The sequence below is a fragment of the Pseudomonas sp. G11 genome (assembly GCF_029457515.1).
Taxonomy (GTDB): Bacteria; Pseudomonadota; Gammaproteobacteria; order Pseudomonadales; family Pseudomonadaceae; genus Aquipseudomonas; species Aquipseudomonas gorinensis.
In genome coordinates this window covers 4254564-4270934 of record NZ_CP120377.1, presented here as the reverse complement: position 1 = coordinate 4270934, position 16371 = coordinate 4254564, and the positions used below count along the sequence as shown (strand labels likewise).

19 protein-coding genes are annotated in these 16371 nt (G+C 58.9%); 6 read left to right on the top strand and 13 right to left on the bottom strand.

What is annotated here, in order from left to right; translation table 11 throughout:
• Positions 1–64 precede the first annotated feature (64 nt).
• The 5 genes from P2T68_RS19745 (at position 65) to P2T68_RS19725 (ending at position 4023) form a co-directional block, all read left to right on the top strand.
• Positions 65–817, top strand: coding sequence for an SDR family oxidoreductase (locus P2T68_RS19745; protein WP_053138772.1), 753 nt, complete (start codon positions 65–67; stop codon positions 815–817).
• Between the two features lie 109 nt (positions 818–926).
• Positions 927–1628 carry an amino acid ABC transporter permease gene (locus P2T68_RS19740; protein ID WP_065940245.1) on the top strand — a complete coding sequence of 234 codons (702 nt, stop codon included), beginning with the start codon at positions 927–929 and terminating at the stop codon, positions 1626–1628.
• Positions 1629–1634: 6 nt separating this feature from the next.
• A complete protein-coding gene (locus P2T68_RS19735; RefSeq protein ID WP_053138766.1) occupies positions 1635–2378 on the top strand; it encodes an amino acid ABC transporter permease in 744 nt (247 codons plus the stop codon).
• 23 nt (positions 2379–2401) lie between these two features.
• Positions 2402–3130, top strand: coding sequence for an amino acid ABC transporter ATP-binding protein (locus P2T68_RS19730; protein ID WP_169899070.1), 729 nt, complete (start codon positions 2402–2404; stop codon positions 3128–3130).
• 59 nt (positions 3131–3189) lie between these two features.
• Positions 3190–4023 carry an ABC transporter substrate-binding protein gene (locus P2T68_RS19725; protein ID WP_277378119.1) on the top strand — a complete coding sequence of 278 codons (834 nt, stop codon included), beginning with the start codon at positions 3190–3192 and terminating at the stop codon, positions 4021–4023.
• 272 nt (positions 4024–4295) lie between these two features.
• On the opposite strand, the gene P2T68_RS19720 is transcribed toward P2T68_RS19725, so the two are convergent.
• The 12 genes from P2T68_RS19720 to P2T68_RS19665 all read right to left on the bottom strand — a co-directional run bounded on the left by P2T68_RS19720 (position 4296) and on the right by P2T68_RS19665 (position 13870).
• On the bottom strand, positions 4296–5027 hold the full coding sequence (locus P2T68_RS19720; protein WP_277378118.1) for a TIGR03747 family integrating conjugative element membrane protein: 732 nt from the start codon (positions 5025–5027) through the stop codon (positions 4296–4298).
• A 90-nt stretch (positions 5028–5117) separates the two neighbouring features.
• Positions 5118–7223: a type IV conjugative transfer system coupling protein TraD gene (gene traD / locus P2T68_RS19715; protein WP_277378117.1), complete on the bottom strand. Its 2106-nt coding sequence runs from the start codon at positions 7221–7223 to the stop codon at positions 5118–5120.
• An 8-nt stretch (positions 7224–7231) separates the two neighbouring features.
• Positions 7232–7747: an integrating conjugative element protein gene (locus P2T68_RS19710; protein ID WP_277378116.1), complete on the bottom strand. Its 516-nt coding sequence runs from the start codon at positions 7745–7747 to the stop codon at positions 7232–7234.
• Positions 7744–8292, bottom strand: coding sequence for a lytic transglycosylase (locus P2T68_RS19705; protein ID WP_277378115.1), 549 nt, complete (start codon positions 8290–8292; stop codon positions 7744–7746). Before P2T68_RS19705 ends, P2T68_RS19710 begins: the two co-directional genes overlap by 4 nt.
• Entirely contained in the window at positions 8274–8993 is a 720-nt protein-coding gene (locus P2T68_RS19700; RefSeq protein ID WP_277378114.1) for a TIGR03759 family integrating conjugative element protein, read from the bottom strand. Before P2T68_RS19700 ends, P2T68_RS19705 begins: the two co-directional genes overlap by 19 nt.
• A gap of 9 nt (positions 8994–9002) precedes the next feature.
• Complete coding sequence (locus P2T68_RS19695) at positions 9003–9674, bottom strand: chemotaxis protein (RefSeq protein ID WP_277378113.1); 672 nt, start codon at positions 9672–9674, stop codon at positions 9003–9005.
• Positions 9671–10213 carry a PilL N-terminal domain-containing protein gene (locus P2T68_RS19690; RefSeq protein WP_277378112.1) on the bottom strand — a complete coding sequence of 181 codons (543 nt, stop codon included), beginning with the start codon at positions 10211–10213 and terminating at the stop codon, positions 9671–9673. Before P2T68_RS19690 ends, P2T68_RS19695 begins: the two co-directional genes overlap by 4 nt.
• Positions 10214–10319: 106 nt before the next feature.
• Complete coding sequence (locus P2T68_RS19685; RefSeq protein WP_277378111.1) at positions 10320–11066, bottom strand: ABC transporter substrate-binding protein; 747 nt, start codon at positions 11064–11066, stop codon at positions 10320–10322.
• A 52-nt stretch (positions 11067–11118) separates the two neighbouring features.
• Entirely contained in the window at positions 11119–11613 is a 495-nt protein-coding gene (gene radC / locus P2T68_RS19680; protein WP_277378110.1) for a DNA repair protein RadC, read from the bottom strand.
• 100 nt (positions 11614–11713) lie between these two features.
• Complete coding sequence (locus P2T68_RS19675) at positions 11714–11971, bottom strand: hypothetical protein (RefSeq protein ID WP_277378109.1); 258 nt, start codon at positions 11969–11971, stop codon at positions 11714–11716.
• A 71-nt stretch (positions 11972–12042) separates the two neighbouring features.
• The gene (locus tag P2T68_RS19670) at positions 12043–12624 is read right to left on the bottom strand and encodes an STY4534 family ICE replication protein (RefSeq protein WP_277378108.1); all 582 of its coding nucleotides are present in this window, start codon (positions 12622–12624) and stop codon (positions 12043–12045) included.
• 904 nt (positions 12625–13528) lie between these two features.
• Positions 13529–13870 carry a helix-turn-helix transcriptional regulator gene (locus P2T68_RS19665; protein ID WP_277378107.1) on the bottom strand — a complete coding sequence of 114 codons (342 nt, stop codon included), beginning with the start codon at positions 13868–13870 and terminating at the stop codon, positions 13529–13531.
• A gap of 209 nt (positions 13871–14079) precedes the next feature.
• Here P2T68_RS19665 and P2T68_RS19660 point away from each other — a divergent pair, with 209 nt between their 5' ends.
• Positions 14080–14337, top strand: coding sequence for a hypothetical protein (locus tag P2T68_RS19660; protein ID WP_133076199.1), 258 nt, complete (start codon positions 14080–14082; stop codon positions 14335–14337).
• Between the two features lie 44 nt (positions 14338–14381).
• Here P2T68_RS19660 and P2T68_RS19655 read toward each other — a convergent pair whose 3' ends face one another.
• Positions 14382–16349 carry a DNA topoisomerase III gene (locus P2T68_RS19655; protein ID WP_277378106.1) on the bottom strand — a complete coding sequence of 656 codons (1968 nt, stop codon included), beginning with the start codon at positions 16347–16349 and terminating at the stop codon, positions 14382–14384.
• Positions 16350–16371: the final 22 nt, after the last annotated feature.

Sequence of the window (16371 nt, the reverse complement as noted above, 5' to 3'; positions counted from 1 at the left end):
TCTTGGTCCAGCGCCCGAAGGCTGGATAGAGTCGAACCATAACCCGTAGCACAAGGACCACCCCATGCCATTTTCCGACTACAAAACCGCGCTGGTCACCGGGGCTTCCTCCGGCATCGGCGCCGCCGTTGTCGAGCGTCTGTGCCAGGAAGGCGTGCAGGTGCATGCCCTTGCCCGCAGCGCCGACAAGTTGCAGGAACTGGCGGCCAGGACCGGCTGCATCGCCCACGCCATCGACGTGACCGACCTTGCCGGGTTGACCCAATTGTTCGCCGAGAACACCTTCGACATCCTGGTCAACAACGCCGGCGTCGACAAACCCGGTTCCCTGCTCAAGGCCGACGCCGACGGCATCGACCTGCTGATCGACGTCAACCTGCGCGCCGTGCTGCACCTGGCACGGCTGGCGCTGCCGGGCATGGTCGAGCGTGACTGCGGGCACATCATCAACATCAGTTCGATTGCGGCGGCCTACAACTTTGGCGGCAACTCCACCTATCACGCGACCAAGGCCGCCGTGAGCATGCTTTCGCGCCAGTTGCGCATCGATGCGTTCGGCAAGCGCGTGCGGGTCACCGAGATTTGCCCGGGTCGGGTCGCCACGGATATTTTTGCCCACGTGCACGGCGATTCCGAAGCCACCTACAAGCGCTTCGTCGAGGGCTTTGAATTGCCCCAGGCCGAGGACATCGCCAATGCCATCGCCTTCGCGATTGCCGCGCCGATTGCGGTCAACATCGGGCACATGGAAATCACCCCGACCTTGCAGGTGCCGGGCGGGCTTTCCACCGCGCGGCCCCAGGACTACCAGGGCTGAATCCGAGCCCCGGCAAAAGAACGGATCGATCCGTCAGCGCTGCATCCCGCCACGGCCACGCCGGGTGATTTTGATTTCTGCCCTAGCCCAATGCCGATAGGGATTGACCATGAAGCAAGACTTCGATTTGGCCGCGATTCTGCAAGGCGAGTACGCCGAGCTGATCGTCAAGGGCATCGAAATGACCTTGCAGCTGGCGCTGTTCGCCTGGCTGCTGGCGATGCTGCTGGCGCTGACACTGGTCACGGTGCGCCTGACCGGTAACAAGCTGGCCGACCGCCTGGTGGCGGGGTATGTGTCGTACCACCGCAATGTGCCGACCCTGGTGCAACTGATGCTGTGGTACTTCGGCGTGCCGACGCTGCTTGGCGAGTCCACGCAACTGTGGCTGGCCAACCACAACACTGAATACCTGTTCTCGGTGATCGCCCTGGGCCTGTGCCAGGCTGCGTATTTCTGTGAAGACATGCGCAGCGGCCTGCGCGCCATTCCCGCCGGGCAGACCGAAGCGTCCAGGGCCCTGGGCCTGGGCTACGTGCGTTCGATGCGCTACGTGATCCTGCCCCAGGGCGTGCGTAACTGCTTGCCGTCGCTGATCAACCACACCGTGCTGCTGTTCAAGAACACCAGCCTGGCGATGGCGATCGGCGTGATGGAACTGACCTACGCCAGCCGCGAAGTGGAGAACTACACGTTCCGCACCTTTGAGTCGTACCTGGTGGCCACGGTTTTCTACCTGGTGTTTTCACTGCTGCTGATGGGGGCCGGGGCGTTGCTCGCCCGCCACTTCAGCAAAGCCCTGGCGAGGTAGACCGCGATGTTCGATATGTTTTCAATCGTGCAGCAGAACTGGACGCTGTTCCTGATCGGCCAATACCCCCACGGCCCGCTGGGCGGCCTGGCGAGTACCCTGATCCTGGCGGCGCTAGCGTTGCTGCTGGCGTTCCCGTTCGGCCTGCTGCTGGCCTTGGCGCGGGTGTCGCCGTGGAAGGGGTTGTACTGGGTCGCGACAGTGTGGGTCTACGTGCTGCGTGGCATCCCGTTGCTGATGGTGATCTTCTGGACCTACTTTCTGGTGCCGTTGCTGATCGGCCATAACATCACCGGCTTCATGACCATGCTCTGCACCCTAGTGATCTACCAGAGCGCCTACCTGTGCGAAATCATTCGCGGCGGCATCCAGGCGCTGCCGGCCGGGCAGTACGAGGCGTCCCGCGCCCTGGGCCTGGGCTATGTGCGCACCACGGTCTGGGTGATCCTGCCCCAGGCGCTGTACAACGCGCTGCCGAGCCTGATCAGCCAGTTCATCTCGATCATCAAGGAAACCTCCCTGGGCTACGTGATCAACGTGCAGGAAGTGACCTTCGCCGCCAACCAGGTCAATAACCAGCTGCTGACCAAGCCGTTCCAGGTGTTTTTCATCCTGGCGATCATCTACTACCTGCTGTGTTTCGGCCTGACCCGCCTGGCCGGTTGGGTGGAGCAACGCATTGCCCGCAAGCGCCTGGGCGATGGCGGGCAAACCGTGGCGGGCGGTCCGTTGCTGACCACCGATAATTGAAGAGGGCTGCGCTCATGCATCCAATGATCATGTTTTCGAAAATCAATAAATGGTACGGCGAGTACCAGGCGCTCACCGACATCACCGCCGAGGTGCAACCCGGTGAAGTGGTGGTGCTGTGCGGCCCCTCGGGTTCTGGCAAGTCGACGCTGATCCGCACGGTAAACCGCCTGGAAGACATCCAGGCCGGCCAGATCCTGTTCGACGGGCAGGACGTGCACGGCACCGACGCGCAGATCAACCGCCTGCGCAGCCGCGTGGGGTTTGTGTTCCAGAGTTTCAACCTGTTCCCGCACCTGTCGGTGCTGGAAAACATCACCCTGGCGCCGAACAAGCTGCGCAACCTCAAGGGCGCCGCTGCCAAACAAAAGGCCATGGAGTTGCTCGACCGCGTCGGCCTGGCCCATAAGGCCGGTGCTTACCCGGCGCAGTTGTCCGGCGGCCAACAGCAGCGCGTGGCGATTGCCCGGGCATTGGCGATGGAACCGCCGGTGATGCTGTTCGACGAGCCCACCAGCGCCCTCGACCCGGAAATGGTCGGTGAAGTGCTGAGCGTGATGAAGGGCCTGGCCAAGGACGGCATGACCATGATGTGCGTGACCCACGAGATGAACTTCGCCCGCGAAGTGGCCGACACCATCTGGTTTATGGACGCGGGGCAGATTCTGGAAAAGAGCAGCCCCGATGCGTTCTTCACCCAGCCTTCGCACCCGCGAGCGCAACGTTTTATCGCCGACCTGCGGGCCCATTGAGCTGCGGCGGCTTTGCTCCCTCTGCCATTTTTGCTGGTCCAACTTTCTGGAGATTTCCCATGGGTATGAAGCATCTGTTTACCGCACTGGCATTGGGGCCATTGGCGATCGCCGTCGCACAGGCCGACCAGTTGAGCGACATTATGGCCAAGCAGTCCCTGAGCTGCGGCGTCTACGCCGACGTGCCGCCATTCTCCGCGCCGGACCCGAAAACCCGCGAGCTGGTGGGCATGGACGTGGACCTGTGCAAGGCCCTGGCCAAGACCATGGGCGTGGCCCTGGAACTCAAGCCGCTGTCGGTTGAAGCGCGGATTCCCGAAGTGAAAATGGGCCGCGTCGACGTGATCTTCGCCAACCTAGCCTACACCAAGACCCGCGCCGAACAGATCCAGTTCAGCGATCCGTACTACATCGCCAAGGAAACCCTGGTGGTGCGCGCGGCGAATGCCGACCAGCCGAAAAGCTTCTTCAAGGACAAGCGCATCAGCTCCACCAAGGGCTCCACCTCCGAGCAGTCTATCCGCCTTGCCGGGGCCACCCCGGTGACCTTCCAGGACACCGGCTCGGCCTACATGGCGTTGCAACAGAACAAGGTGGTGGGCCTGGTGACCAACACCATGACCGCGCTGAAACTGGTCAACCAGGCCAAGGCCAGTGGTGTCGAACTGGCCCTGGCCAAGGAGCCGATGGCCCTCGAGCCGATCGGCGCCGGCATGCGCCGCGATGAGCCGGCGTTTCTGGCCAAGGTCAACGAGTCGTTGATGGCGATGGAGAAGGCAGGGGAGATTGATGCGATCTGGGACCGCTGGATCGGCCCGAACACCGAATACAAGATGGTCCGCGAGGACAAGGTGCAGAGCTTGAGCGCTTTGAAGTTCGATCCCTTGCCTTGAGCGTGTTGAGTGTCCAGTTGAACACTCAATTCGGCGAATGTCTTGTCCAGCTAGAAATATGAGTAATCCCTGCGCATCAGGGAAGGCCGGGATCTGATATGGGTTCCGGTTTTTTTTACGCCTCCGTTTGCCTTTGAAAAATTTCCTCTAATTAGGCTCGACGATTGCTGATCGGTATAGCTTTTATTCGTGCGCAGAGATAGCCAAGCAAATCCCGGGTCGCTTGTAAAAAACTGCTTAGTTTTGATACGTCGGAACGCGGTTAGAAGTCCTCAAAGATATTTTTTGAATGTTGCTGCGGTAGTCGCCATAGTCACTCCAAGTAACACGGCGCAGGGCAAAAACAAAGCCATAGGGTTAAGTGAAAAGGGGAGAGATAAGTAAATTATCCAAGGTCCGACTAACAGTGGCATTACTAATCGCTTGACGCGGTGATAAACAAAGCTGCTTTCTCGTCCAGCGCCAAATTTGCGTAGGTCACGGCGCATCAAACCATCCACAAAACCAGTGAATATGGCCAATAGAAACAAGGGCGTGCTCAGTCCCAGAATGGCCAGGCGCACCACGAAGGAAAAGATCACATACACCGCCGCCAGCACGAAATCCTCAATGCTTACGTAGAGCTGATTGATCCAACTCCAGAAACCGTTGCCCTGGTTCGACACCCAAGCCAGCTGGGTAAAATCCGCAAAGCCTGTCTTGACCAATAACCACTGATTAAGAAAATCCAGCCATTGGACAATCGTCTGTCCAGGTTGTTGGAGGATGAGAGAAGCTTTGAAGTGCTCGCTGAGCCATCCCAATTCGCTATTCAACATGGCCTGGCTGTGTCGCCAACCCTGATCGCCCCAGAACAGCAGCAAGCCGGCGAACTCAATCAGAATCGAGAACAGCAACGAGGCAATCAGCAAACCGATGATGCGCAGGACCAGGCTGATCGCTGAGATGATCACTCCCGGACGTTGGATCGGTTGTGGCGGCGTGTTCTGGGCGGAAGTCGCCATCGTTCACTCCATTGCGCGCTGCAGAGTTGATGTGGGCACGACGCCTTCTGGATCGTTTTCTACTAAATCGAAACTTGGGTCCGAGTAGGGCTACCCCACCTGATCCAGATCGAAGTTTGTTGTTGGGCCGCCACCGCTTGCGCTCCACCATTGTCCCGCCTGCTCGTTGTAGGTGGCCCGCATCCGCTGAGTGAGTTCCTGCAGGTCCTTGGGCATGGCATCGTCGTTGGAAGGTTTAGGCAAAGGCATGCGGACTTTCCAAAGCTGCCCACCGGCCTGGAAGGAGAACATTTGCCCCTTGGGCAAACTGACGATGTGAGCAGGCTCGATCAGCGGCACACTGGTGCTGCTGACACGGTCCTGTGAGGACGAGGTGAAATCCGTCTTGGCCTCAGGATCGGAGGTGTCGGTGGCGCCGGAGACCAGGGTCTTGGTCAGCACGTTAACCTTGGGCAACTGCTGGGTGAGCAGTTCAGCAGTGGCGGTTTCGCGCACTCGGAGCATCTGCAAGGTATTGAAGTTACCGATGACCTGGCCGGCCTTCGCCCGGTTGCCGATACGTGCTTCGATATCGCTGAGGGTCTGGGTGTAGGCGGTTACCTGGATACCGGCACCGCCGCCCTTGTTGATCAGTGGGATGAATTCATCACCCATCAACTCGTTGAACTCATCGGCGTGCAGGTTGATCGGCAACTTGCCACTGCTGCTGCCCGACTGGGGTAGGCCATGGTCGATGCCATGTTTGTAAATGTGACCCGCGACCGAGACCAGATCGGCGAACATGGAATTGCCCACGGCGGCGGCGACCTCGGCATCGGTCAGTGCGTCCAGGCCGACATAGACGATGCCACGCTTACGGATGATCTGCATCCAGTCGAAGATTGGCCGAGGGTCATTCAGGTCGGTGTAGTTGGGGGCCAGCAACTGGGCAGTCTTGCCGGTGGTGAGTTTCTCCAGCAGCGGCAGCAGCGAGGCAACGATTTTGTCGAAGTAGGTGCGGTCATAACGCACCGCCGAGCGCAGTCCATCCAGTACCGGATCGAATACCCGTTTCACCGCCAGGTATTGTTCGATGGCCACCACGCGTTTATCGCGTCCAACCATATGCCGGGGAATGTTCTTCTCGGTGAGCTTGCCTTCAAGCTGGACGATCACTTCCCACGCCTTCTGGTCGGTCTTGGCGAAATACTGCTGAGCGTATTCGATGAACAGTGCGTCGATGTTGACCACATGTCGCTGGATCTGCAGGTAGTCTGGACGTCGGCCCAGCTCGATCAAAGCACGGGCGATGATGTTGACGAATCGCCAGGCAAACTCGCGAAAGGCCGCAGAGTTGCCTTCACCGCTGAGCTGTCCAGCGATACGCGATGCTACCTCCGAGATGCGCCCGAAACGTCCCACGGCGTTGTAGCGTGCGGAGATCTCCGGCCAGCCCAGATGGAAGACATAAAACTCCTTCTCCCGACCGGCGCGTTTGGCTTCGACGTACACGCGCTTGAGCAAGTCGGCATCGCCCTTCGGATCGAAGACGATGACCACCTCATGTTCGATGCGATGAATGTCCTGGGTGATGTACACCTCGGCGAGCCGGGTCTTGCCGACACGGGTAGTGCCGAGCACCAGGGTGTGTCCGACCCGTTCGCCCAGCGGCAGACTGACTTCCGTTTCATCGGGCTCGACCCCATGCAACAGTGACGAGCCACCGACTGGGGGCAAAGGGCGCAACGGATTGAAGGCAGTGTCCCAAGCCGTGACTCGGGCCAATGTCGAGAGCGGAAACGGTGCATGTTCCAGGCGTCGTTCGAGTTCTCGGGCTAGGCGACAGCTGGTCGGTTGGTCGACATAGTGGGCGACCGCCGGATCCTGAGCCTCGACCAAGCGCTGGGTGTGCAGGCGGGTCCAGCGAAAGCCGCGCCCCATAAACAAACGCTTACGGCTGACCGGAATCTGTCGACTGGTCAGTTCGTAGCGGGGCAGCCGGCGGATATTGCGCCGATAGCGCAGCACATCCCAGGCTTGTCGCAGGCGGATAAGGCCGAACAGGGTATAGGCCAGCGCCGCAGCCAGCCCAATCTCGGGTGAGAGGGCCACAGCCCAGGGCGAGTACACGCACAACACCGCGGCGGCGATGCAGATCGCTACGGTGTACAGCTCCACTGCTGGCCGGAGCTTGGACTCCATCGCATGCTCGGCCATGACCTGACTCACTCTTCCAATGAGGTGGCGGTGATCAAGACGGGGTAGTGCTCTATCTGCAGGCGAGTGGCGATGTCGTTGCCGTTGACCGGCAGGATGGTGATGTCCGGAGCGGCTGCTCGAATTCGGGCCAAAGCTTCGGGATCGGTTACTTCAACCGCTAGACCGGCCGCGCCCATTTCCTGCAGGTCAGTCGCGCGTTGACGCAACCAAGCCAGTGACTGGGGATCCTCACCGACCAGGAAAAATGGCCGTAAGCCCGGCATGTTCAGGGCGCGAGACGTGACTTGGCCGGGGCTCAAGTGAGAGCTGCGGACGGGTAGTATCCAGGCTTCATCGGCAAAGGTGGACAAGTCCGCATGCATGGCCCGATCAGGCTGGGTCTTGTTGTTTATTGGCGGCCTGGCGACCTGAAAATGGGGTCGGGTGAAGTCGCTAAGCTGATCCCCGGCTACGGTCAGTTCCGGCTGGGCGAAAGGAGCCAAGAGCAGGATGAAATAGCCGATAAGGGATATTCGCTTCATGGTGGTGTGCCCTGTTTGAAGGAAAACTGCAGTCTTTCGAGTTGCCGGGAAAAACCTGCACGGTAACGCGCGGCCGGCGTTCCTCCTGCCGGGCGGTGATAGAGGCCGGCAGCTGACACCCAATCACCGGCAGCGGCGTGATGCTCCTGCAACAGCACGGCGGTCACGGCGAGATTTCGGTAGGGATCAAGGGCTTCGCAGGGGCTGGAAAAACGTTGCCCGTGGTAACCCAGGTTGGTTTGTCCGAGTCCGGCATCGACCCGCTTGGCATCATGTCGGGCGAGTGCCTGAAGTAAGGCGTAACAGGCGGCCCGGCGAGTGGCGAAGCGATAGGGTGTTCCGGCGACGTTCAGTGTCCAAGGCCAGGGCAGCAGCCGACCACGAACGCGGATACCACTCTCCTGCAGGGCAATCGCGAACAGCACCGTAGAAGGGATGTCGGCGTCATGCGCCGCCAGTTGGTAGGCAGGAGGCGGCAGTTCGTCAGCCTGGACGGCGAGCATCGTCAGCAGGAGCGCAATACCACTCAGTCGAGGCGTTGCCATTGTCCATTCACCTGTTGAAATGTGGCAGGCAATGGCCCTGAGGCACCCAGGCTGAACCAGCGACCACGGTCATGGTTTAGGGTGATTTTCCGGCGTTGAACCTTGGCCGGATCGATGCCCGCTTGCCGAGCCCAGCGACGGACGCGTTCATCCTCGCCTTGGCTGCCCAACAGGTAGATATCGAACGCCGTGTCACTGATTTGCAAACGTTGTGCTTCAGCGATGCAGGCAGGGCAGTGCTCCTCCACAAATAGGGCTGGGCGCGGGGCGACCGATGAGCTGGTAGGGGACGAAGATGCCATGCCCTGGATTGGCAGCAGCCCTGGAAACAGCTTGGTCCAGGCCGCGGTGTAAGCATTTTGGTAGGCCAACTCGCGCTCGGCGCGTTTGGCTTCCAGCGCTACCTGCAATTCGGCATAGCGCTGGCGCTCTTGGTCGGTCTGGGCCTCGACCCCGAGTGCGGTCAACGGATCGAGGTTCGGGCTCCAGAAACCGCGCGGGCCGGCTTGGATCTGTTCGAAGCGCGTCCACTCCTGCTCCGTCAGACCCCAGTTCGCGGCCTGTTCAGAGTCAGAGCGCCCCAGCGGAGCAGACTGCGTGTCCTGGGTCCGTGACTGTGCCGTGATGGGGTTGCCCATCGCAGCGCCCATGGCCAGTAACGAAGCGAGACAGACAACGGTGGGCAGTAGCGCTCTGTTCATGATCACTTCTCAAGGGAGGTGCACGGTCTGATCTGGCTGAGCGGTCACCGCGAAGATGGCTGAGTTCGGCTTCAGTATTTTCAGGCGCCAAGCCCCTTGCTGCTCACCGCTATGTAGCAGCCGGACATCCGTGAGCGAGCGACTGTCATGAGGTGCGACCGCCAGAAAGCGCTCACCACCGCGGGACTCGACACTCAATACTGAAAACGGTGGCGAGAGCGGGGTGGGTTTGGGGCGAGCGGTCTTTTTCGGTTTGGTTGCGGAAGGCGTCGACGGTGGAGTTGATGACAGAGTTTTGAGCCCCAGGAGCTGCTGCTCGACGTGCTCAAGGCGTGCGCGTAGCGCTGTCAGGTCTGCCACGGTGGCGCGGGCTGCCAGACCGTCGCGCAGTTCCTGTATTTCTTGCGCCCACTGATCCAGCATCGGATCGAGGGTATTGGCCTGTTGCTCGCCGGTATCGACCATCTGCTTCAGGTCTTTCAGCGCGTACTGCAGCTTCTCCTGGGCGTCCTTGAGGGCGTTTGAATCACGTTGCAGGGTGTCCAAAGTGTGTAGGTGCTGAGTGTTCGTACTCTGTAGCTCGGCCACGCGTTGAAACTGGTTGTACAAACCACCGCTCAGACCGGAGACTGCCAGACAAAGCAATCCAATGATGAGGGTTTGAAACGTCGAGGCTTTCATGGTCGCGCCTCCGACTGATGGGACGAGACGGTTGTGATCAGCGTGACACCGGGATCCGTTTTCTGCTGTTCGAAGCAGACCGACCGGTTGATTTCATCGGTCGTGAGTTGCCAGGCGGGGCCAGCCAACACTTGTAGCGCGCTGCGCAAAGGGATTGGCCCAAGCCGGTAATGGGCCGCGGGTAGGGGGCGGCTAAACAGCACCCTCACCGACGCGGTAACGGGGCAGAGCGCATAGCCTGAGCGCTGCAATACGTACTGCAGCGCATCCTGCACCGAAGGACTCAGACTGGACGGGATGCTCACGTCAATGATTTGGGCAAGAAGATCGCGTTGTTCCGTCGTGGGCTCGGTGCTGACCAGCGTATAGCGGCCATAGCGGAGCTCTCCCGCATGGCTTCCTTCGGCTGCGCCCTTCGAGAGCTGGGCTCGATTGGAGCCACTGTCGATCTCTGGATGGGTCGGCAACGGGTTGGGGATTGTCGCGGTGCAGGCGCTCAACAAACCCAGCAGGCAGACAGGCGTGAGAAAACGCTCCATGGAAAAAACCTCATGTCAGATTCAGTGCAGAACCTGACATGAGGTGAAGGAGCGATTCAGTGAGAAAGTTGATTCAAGGCGGGTCGTGTTAACGCTGAACGCGTTGCTATTCATAAAAAATGGCGAGCCCATCCAAGACGGCAGCCTCGGGGTCGAAGATCAACAATCGCACATCCGCCAATGCCGCTAGATACAGTACGTTGACCAGGGCTTCCGGTGTGCCGGCGTCGAGCTGCTCTTGTCTCAGCGATGAATAAGGACGGCCCTCGATCTTCACCAGGTTAGCGTCGGTCCATGGTGTGCCGATCAGTTTGCAACCGATGCCGCAGCAATCCGGCAACGCGAAAAGCTCAAACAAAAGACCGGTTTGCCGCGGAGCGGAGTGACTGACCCACTCCTCCAGATAAAGCATCGCTTCTTCGGGAAGATGTGCGGTGCTGATCTCCCAGGCTCGACTGTAGTGTCCCGTTTCGAAGCTCAAGCGATGGACCATGGCTTGGGCTTCTTCCAGGGAGTACAGGTCGCCGACGTGATACCGCTCGTTGAGCACTTCTCCCATCACGGCGTAAATCACTTGGCGCACCAGGCCGGCGGATTGGCAGCGTTCATGCAACTCAACCGGAATGGATTGGCCTTCGCTGATCAAGGCGAAATCGTCATTGAACAGGCAGGGGAACAGTTGCAGTTCATCGTCGGGTAGATGGGGCTGTGAGTCGTGTAGTGGTCGAAAGCAGGGAGGGCAGTCGTCTTCGTAGGTGATCATTAGCAGTCGTTTGATACGAAGGTTGTCGTAGCCGCGAGCAAATGGGTTGGGGGCCGTCAGCAGGGCTGGGGCTTGGTGTGTGGGGTTCATGAGGGTTCTCCAGAATGAAAATGAACAAGGCGTCCGAAGACGCCTGTGAGGGTTACAGCCAGCCATGTTCGGCCAGGGAAAGTGGACGACGTTCACCCACGATGAAGTGATCCAGTACGCGCACTTCGATCAAGGCCAAGGCCTCTTTCAACCGTGCGGTCAAGACGCGATCCGTCTGGCTGGGTTCCGTACACCCTGAGGGGTGGTTGTGAACAAAAATGGCGGCCGCAGCGTTATGCGCGAGGGAACGCTTAACGACTTGGCGGGGGTAAACGCTGGCGCCATCAATGCTGCCGTGAAAGAGGACTTCGAACGCCAGCACCCGGTGCCTGGCATCGAGAAAGATCACACCGAAGACTTCATGCTCTTGTTGCGCAAGGTGCAGTTTTAAGTATGAGGCCACAGTGTCAGGCGACGTTAGGATAGGGCCGCGGGCGAACAGCCGACGATCCAGAATATGCAGCGCTTCGTCGATCAGCTGGTTCTCGTGGACAATGCGATCAGCCTCGAAATCCGAGGGCTCAATCAGTGTGAGTTGGGTGCTCATGGCGATACCTCCGAAGGGAACAATCAGGGGTACACACCCGAGAGGAGTGGTGTCCCCGAGGTGGATATAGAGTCGCGGGTGTTAGTCGTTGGCGCGCTGTTTACAGCCGAGTGAATCGGTGGCGTTGACCGTGTAGGGGTGAACCACAGCCGTCGCAGGGCAACGGGGAAAAGGCTCTTATTCCCCAACCGGCTTCGGGATCAAAGTCGGCACTGATGGGCATTAAGCGAACCTGTCCACGATGGATGCCGGCGATGCGTTCCTCGATTTCATCCGTCGTGTAGTAGAGCGATAACATGCTGTAGTCCTCGTAAGCAGCAGCGAACAGACAGTCGTCACAAAGCCAGAAGGATTCCATGTTGGCTCTCCTGTGCCGATTGGAGAAAAGGCGCTCGAAGGAGCGCCTTGATGAGTGACATCGTGGACTGTTCAGACGGACTGAACGGTACGGGGAGCGACACGGCGGGCCGTGCGGGGAGTGGGTGGAGATTCAGGTTCAATCCTGGCCTCCAGTGGACTGTCGGTCTCCTCAGCTTCGGCATCAGCCGATGGTGGGGATGGCTCACTGTTTGGCGCTTGCTCAGCAGGTGCTGTTGCTTCCTGCCTGGCGGACGCTTTGTACTCGAACGTGCCGTTGACCTTGATCCAGTCGATGAACAGCAAACGACCTTTCAGGCTGGCGCCCGGTTGGCCTTGTTTATCGCCTTTCTCGTAGAGAAACGGATCGATCCACAGGTCGCCGATACGGAACGACAGCAAGACCTTTTTCTCGGCGTTGACGGCGTCCATATAAAGACGAATCAAACGTTCAGCTTCACCCCCAGCGACTTTGCAGTCGATGCGGGTGTACTCGACCGCATCGGTGGCGCCGTGCAGGGCTGCAATAACGCAGGCCATGAATGGCTGGCCGCGGCGAACTTCGACTTCACGAACACGGTTGAGGTAGCCGATACCGACGGTGTGCAGGTTGAAGTAAGTGGTCGCTTCTTGGGAGTGGTTGGCGTGGGCCATGGTGGTTCTCCTGTTTCAAGGGAAAACGGCGACGCACAATCCCTGACGGGAAAGTGAGCCCCCGTCAGGGTGGGTAAGGTGAGGGCGAGCGATGAACGACTCGCCACCGGCAAGCCGATGGCAAGCAAGACGATGCGTCTGGAGGAATAGCGGTGTAGCTGAGGAACGTCTGCGGTGGTGGTCCGCAAACATGGGGTAGTGGGCATTCATCACCGCTGAAGCGGTAACCGTGCGAGCTTCCGAACGCTGATCGCACTTGGGTAAACCACCACGAGCGTGGCGTAGCCTTGAAGGTTCTAGCTACCTGGGCTGGGCTGTCAACGACAGCGAACCACGCCCTTTGTATAAGCCTGTCACAGGGGAGCGTCAAGACGCTGCAACCCAATTTTTTATCGCCGGAATACGGTGGCAGTCACTGGACTGAAGAAAGTGAAGAGTGGGCCTGGCGGGGTGCCAGGCGAGGAAGAGAAAAGCCACCTTTGGCGGTCTGACGCAATCGACAAGCTCCTCGCAAAACTTGGCTTGACTGCGCCATGATTCGCCAACCGACCCTTGTCGTGGCCTGGGTCGGAACATGCTGGCACGCATCCGCGCACAAAGGGTGCCCCGTGTTTCCCCGGCGGGCTCCGGGACTGAATACGATCGCCGAAGCGGATGACCGCTATTGCCTGGCAGAGGCAACAGTGGTCATCCGCCACCACGATCAGGTCGAGCACAATTCAGGAATGAAATTCCGCAGAAGAGAAGGCTCCGAACTCTAAAAGTTCGACCGAGCTGCCCGGAGCGAATCGGTCTCGGGTCGCCGTTGGCGGTGATCCGAAGTTACTACAACAGAGAGGGAAACACGACGTCAAGCCCGTGGGTGCTCCTTCATAAGACCCTACGTCGAGCGCGATGAAAGAGGTTACTTGCTGCCGAGATGAGCCGCCAATTGTTCGACGGTTGCCAAGATAAAGGCACGGTCGTTTTCTTTCAGTCCGCTCAGCAAGCCCGCGATCATCTGGCCTTGGTCATGGGGGCGATTGCTCGACTCCGTCAGCAATTCATCCATCCGGCAGTCGAAAATGTCCGCCAGTTGCATCAGCTTGACCACGGAAAGCTCCACTACACCCCGTTCCAGGCGCGAGATGGCTTCACTACCGATCCCCAGGCGTTCAGCCACCTCTTCCTGAGTCAGATTACGCTCGGTCCGGTGCTTCGCGATCATGCGCCCTATTTGGGCTTGGGTTGGATGTTTATGTGCCAAGTGATGAGTTCTCCAGTTCAACCCGAATGGTTGAGCAAAGACCCATTGACATGAACATCCTTAACGGTTGAGTATCAACTTTGTAGGTTGATATATTGACTTAAATCGCTGTGTATCGCGACGTGGGTTTTATTCCTCCAGGAATCAGAGCCCGAAGTGACCAGTGAAAATGAACGGTCCGATAGGACCCAATGGAGGAACGGTTGAGCATGGAAGAGGAGAGCAAGAACGTCATGGATCTGATCTGGGATCGAACACTGGAGCTGTTCATCAGGATCCATGATTACCCTGAGAACCCCGAACACTTCGACAGCCTTGTTCATTGGCTCAACGAAAATCCTGCGCACCTGAAAGCGTTCAACGAACTAGGGCAGATATGGATTTCGACCGGCATCGCCTTGGCCCGTGAAATCGGACAACCGCTAAGCGACTTAGAGAGGGATCAGCCGCCGTTGATGATGCACTGAGCAGAACATGGCCCCAATACTCATGTCGATTTCCAGTAAGTGCGTCATGGGCGACGCGTATCTTTTCTGATCGGCACTGTACCCTTACAGCCGGGGTAGAGGGAGCATGACCAGAACGGCCCTGATTTCCCATTTCTCCTGAGCATTGAGGCGTTGCAAATGGGGCAGTTCGGGCCGGCTTCGACAGGTATCGTCAAGGTGAGTGCGCCACAGTGTTCGACCAATTGTGCAATCCAGTTCGCCTGCTTGGCGACGAACGCATCAAGAGTCAGACGTCCCGCTTCGATTTCGTCCAAAGCCTGTTCCCAGATCGCGGTCATACCTGGATCTGCGATTACAGCGGGTACCGCCTCGATCAGGGTATGGGCCGCCGCGGAGGCCATCAAGGCGCGTTTTTTCTTCAGCAAATAACCGCGATCAATCAACCCCTTGATGATACTGGCTCGCGTGGCTTCGGTGCCGATACCGGTGGTGTCCCGAAGCTTCTGTTTCAGGCGTGGGTCATTGACCAGCTTGGCCACATTTTTCATCGCCTTGATCAGATCGCCCTCAGTGAGTGGTTTGGGAGCGGCAGTGCGCATGGACTTGAGTTCGACGTCGTCCACGGCGCACTGAGTCCCCTGTTGCAAGTCGGGCAATACTTGGGACTTGTGACTGGGCTCATCCTCTTCGGTATTTTCGCAGAGCAAGACTTTCCAGCCCTGGACCAGGATCTGTTTGCCCACGGCGGTCAATCGTTCTTCGCCACACTTCAGTTCGACCTGGGTCCGATCAAACTCATGATGCGGAAGAAATTGTGCGAGGTAGTGGCTACGGATCAGTTCGTAGACTTGGCGTTCTTGTTCGGACATCCGCGCCAGGTTCGCCGGCTCGGAGGTGGGGATGATGGCTTGGTGCGCGGTGACCTTGGCATCGTTCCACACGCGGGAGTGCAGTGATCGATCGAGTCTTCCCAATGCGGGCTGAAGCGCGGGATCCGTTTTGAGCAGGGCATCGAATACCGCGGGTACCTCGTCGAACATACTCTCTGGCAAATAGCGGCAATCGCTGCGCGGGTAGGTGGTGGCTTTGTGGGTTTCATACAGGGCTTGGGCGATGTTTAGGGTTTCCTGAACGCCGAGCCCCAGCTTGCGCGAGCAGATTTCCTGCAGGGTACTCAGGTCGAAGGGCAGGGGCGGTGTTTCTCGGGAATGCTCAGTCTGCAGCGCGAGTACTGTGGCGGTCTTACCGCTAGAAATCTCTTGGGTCGCCTGAATGGCCAGCGCTTGTTGCAGGCAACGACCTGCCTCGTCCTGCCCTGAACTGGGTGGTAACCACGACGCGATGAATGGTTGCCCCATTGAGGACAGGTGCACCTCCACTTCCCAGTAGGGCACCGAGACGAAACTGGCAATCGCACGATCCCGATCGACTACCAGACGTAAAGTGGGTGTCTGGACGCGTCCCACTGACAACACCCCATCGTAGCCCGCCCGCCGACCAAGAAGGGTAAACAAACGACTCAGGTTCATGCCGATCAGCCAGTCGGCTCGGCTGCGGGCGAGGGCTGAGTGGTAAAGCAGGAAGGTCTCCTGACCAGACTTTAGTGAGGAAAGTGCCTTGCGAATCGACGCCTCGTTGAGTGCGGACAACCAAAGACGTTGAACGGGACCTCGATACTTGCAGAGTTCCAGTAGCTCGCGGGCAATCATTTCACCTTCTCGATCGGCGTCGGTCGCGATGACGACGGTAGCCGCTTCACTGAGCAGGCGCTTGATGACTTTGAACTGTGCCGCAGTCTTGGGTTTGACCTCAACCTGCCACTGCGCGGGAATGATCGGTAGATGATCCAACGACAAGCTCTTGAATTGTTCACCATAAGCTTCAGGCGGTGCTGTTTCCAGCAGGTGGCCGATACACCAGGTGACGGTTGTCTCTGTGCCTATCAGGCAACCATCACCACGCCGAGTGGCCCCGAGTACCCTGGCAATGTCCCGACCCTGGGACGGTTTCTCGCAGAGGAAGAGGCGCATAGAACTGCTCCGGATTGAGTTC